At 71.2% G+C, this 3,462-nt stretch carries 3 protein-coding genes; all 3 read left to right on the top strand.

Annotated features, from left to right (window positions below; all coding sequences use genetic code 11):
- Positions 1–28: 28 nt before the first annotated feature.
- Positions 29–469, top strand: a complete 441-nt coding sequence (locus AC068D_RS09305; RefSeq protein ID WP_478822342.1) for an SRPBCC family protein — start codon at positions 29–31, stop codon at positions 467–469.
- Entirely contained in the window at positions 469–2,391 is a 1,923-nt protein-coding gene (locus AC068D_RS09310) for a multicopper oxidase family protein (protein ID WP_478822343.1), read from the top strand. The genes AC068D_RS09305 and AC068D_RS09310 overlap by 1 nt, the downstream gene beginning before the upstream one ends.
- Positions 2,392–3,020: 629 nt before the next feature.
- Positions 3,021–3,462 (top strand): phosphopantetheine-binding protein (locus AC068D_RS09315; RefSeq protein ID WP_478822344.1); only part of this gene is annotated, 442 nt, incomplete at its 3' end.

The following is a 3,462-nucleotide window of genomic DNA, read 5'->3' on the forward strand; positions in this document are numbered from 1 at the left end:
CCCGGGCCCCCGACATCGAGGAACCGACATGACCTACCCCACGACCATCGACGAGAACGCCCCCGTCATCGCCGACCACACCATCCGGATCGCCGCTCCTCTCGAGCGGGTCTGGCAGCTGCACACCGGGATCGGTTTCTGGCCCGACTGGCAGCCCGACATCACCGAGGCCCGGCTCGACGGCCCCATTGCCCCCGGCACCACCTTCCATTGGGTGACCGCGGGCCTGTCCATCGACTCCACCGTCTACGCGGTCGACGGCCGGCACCGCATCCTGTGGGGCGGTCCCGCGCACGGCATCACCGGCGTGCACGAGTGGACGTTGACCGAGGACGGCGACGGCGTCGTGGTCCGCACCCGGGAGTCGTGGGCGGGCGCGCCGGTCGACGCCGACCGGGACAACCTCGCCGCCGCGCTGGACGACTCGCTGAGCGCCTGGCTCGACGCCCTGAAGAAAGCGGCGGAGTAGTGGCCGAGCCTCTCTTCCTCACCGATCTGGTGCTGGCCTTCGTGCTGGCGATCAGCGGCGGCCTGCTGGGCCGCCGGGCCGGCCGCCGCCAGACACAGCCCGCACCACAGCAGGGCGAGGTACGGCGACGTCCGGTCGTCCTGTACGTCACCGCCGCGGTCGTCGCCGCCCGGCTGGCGGTTGCGGTCCTGCTGCTGGCCACCAGCGGGTGGCAACTGGTCACCCACCGATTCCTGCTCGGCCTGCCCGTCGTGGTGCTGCCGCTGGTGTGGGCGCTGGTGCGGCCCAGTGCCGTCGCCGTGCACACCACGGCGATGGGTGCCTGGCTGTCCTTCTACTTCCTGTACGTCCCGCCCGGTCCACAGGATCTGCCGGTCGCGGCCGGGGCGTCGGCTCTCGTCCTGGCCACGACGATCGGGGCGTCCCTCCTGCTCGGCGACCGGCGCTCCCGCGGCAGCCGCCCGGCCCGGCTGCCCTGGCTCTCCGGGATCGCCGCCGTGGTCACCGCGGCCGCGCTGGGCAGCCTGCTCCTGGTCGGCGAGTCCGCGACGATGGACTGGGGCGGCGGCCCGGAGCGCGCCGGGCACTTCGTGCACGCCATGGGCCACGGGCACGGCGCCGGCGCCCCGGCCATGCGCTCCGTGGACGCGCTGACCGGCCCGCGCGACGGCACCCCCGACGCCCGCTTCACCCTGACCGCCGCGCGGGGCACCGTACGGCTGTCCTCGGGCAAGAGGATCGACGCGCTCACCTTCAACGGAACCAGCCCGGGCCCCGAACTGCGCGTCAGAAAGGGACAATTGGTTGAGGTCGCCCTGGTCAACAAGGATGTGATCGAGGGCGTCACCCTGCACTGGCACGGAGTGGACGTGCCCAACGCGGAGGACGGGGTGCCGGGCGTCACCCAGAACCCGGTCCGCCCCGGCGGGAGCCATGTCTACCGTTTCGTACCCGACCGCACCGGCACTTACTGGTACCACACGCACCGGGACGCCGAACGCTCCGTGGAGCGCGGCCTGTTCGGTGCGCTGATCGTGGAGGACGGCCAGCAAGGCGTGCAGCAGAACGTGTTCACCCACCTGTGGCCGGGCGGAGAGGACCAGATCGGCGCGTTCGGCACAGCCGACAGTGCCGAACGCCGCGCTGTCCCGGCCGGCCGCCCGGTGGTGCTCCGGCTGATCAACAGTTCCAAGGAGCCGCACCGGATCCTGCTCGGGGGCACCCCGTTCAGGGTCACCGCACACGACGGCAACCCGATCGGCGAACCGGGAGAACTGAAGCCCGGCACGGACCTGTTCCTCGCTGCCGGAGGCCGCTACGACGTGGCCTTCACCATGCCGGACGGCCTGGTGACGCTACGGCTGGACACCTCCGAGATCCCCAACGAGGCGGCCCTCGCTTTCAGCCCCGACGGGCGCGCCGAACCCGCCGCGCTGAAGCCGGGCGATCTCTTCGACCGCCTGTCGTACGGCAAGCGGACCGGTCCGAAGCCCGAAGGCGGCCCGTACGACCGGGACTTCGACCTCGTGCTCGACAACGGCTTCGGTTTCAGCGGAGGCACGTTCACCTTCACGGACACGATCAACGGCCGTCTCTCGCCGGCCGTGCCGACCCTGATGGTCCGCGAGGGCGACCGGGTGCGGATGCGCATCACCGCCCGGGGGATCATCGACCACCCCATGCATCTGCACGGCCACCGGGTCCGGGTGATCTCGCGCAACGGCGAGGCGGTCACCGGCAGCACCTGGTGGACCGACACCCTCAATGTCGCCCCAGGTGAGAGCTATGAGATCGACTTCAGCGCCGACAACCCCGGTGTGTGGATGGACCACTGCCACAACTTCGAACACGCCGAGAGCGGCATGATCATGCACCTGGCCTACGACGATGTCACCACTCCGTACCACGGCCCGGCGCACTGAGCCGGATCCTGCGGGTGACGCGGGGGTCGGATGCGGCACGAGGCTCCCCGGTCGGCTGTGCGGGAGCAGTTCCTGCTCCTGCCCGTCTGTGTCGGTCGGCTCACGCGGGCGCGGCTGCGTGCAGGTGATCGGCCGGGGGCGAGGTCACCGGGCCGGTCCGCCGGCCGGCGCCGATGCCCCGGCCTTCCGGCAGCCGCATCTGCGCAGACCCTTCGCCATTCCTGTCGCCGTACGCGGGCCCTGCCCGTGCTGGGCGCCCGTGCTGGGCGCGACGGTGGTGCTGTGCGGGCAGCAGTTCGGGGCCCCTGCTCGTGATGCCTCCACCAGCCACATGGCCCGGAGGCTCCCCGCCGGTCGGCGGGGGTGCTCCGGACACCTGTCGGATGGTTGAAATCACTATTTTTTCGGAGCCTGGAAACATGGGACAAGGCTCAGCTCCACGCCGGGCAGCTCTCGTCGCCGGCCGTGGCCGACTCTTCCGGGCCGGGTGCCTGCCGCTTCCCCGGCCGGTCGACCGGCGACCGGAAGGCGCTGGGTGCCGCTGCTGGTGTGACGTCCCGAGCGCGCAGCAGGGGTGAGGGTTTCGACGGTCATCCGACAGTGGACGGCCTGACTGGAGGCGACGGCACATGTCTTCCGAGACCAGGGCGGGCACGGATCCAGCCGCCGGCACGGAAGGGCTCCTGGCCGACGTTCTGGCCGGGGTCCTGCGTACGGAGCAGGTGCCGGTGGACGGCAACTTCTTCACGGATCTGGGTGCCGATTCGCTGGTGATGGCCCAGTTCTGTGCGCGGGTGCGCAAGCGGGACGATCTGCCGACGGTGTCGATGAAGGACATCTACCAGCATCCGACGGTCCGGGGTCTGGCCACTGCGTTCACGGACAGCACGTCGTCCCCGGCGCAGGAGGTCCCCCCGTCCGGTTCGCTGGTCGAGTCCCCGACGGAGGTGCCGGTCGCCGGCACCGAGAGCCTGCTGGCCGACGTTCTGGCCGGGGTCCTGCGTACGGAGCAGGTGCCGGTGGACGGCAACTTCTTCACGGATCTGGGTGCCGATTCGCTGGTGATGGCCC

Source organism: Streptomyces sp. NPDC043861 (genome assembly GCF_056435905.1).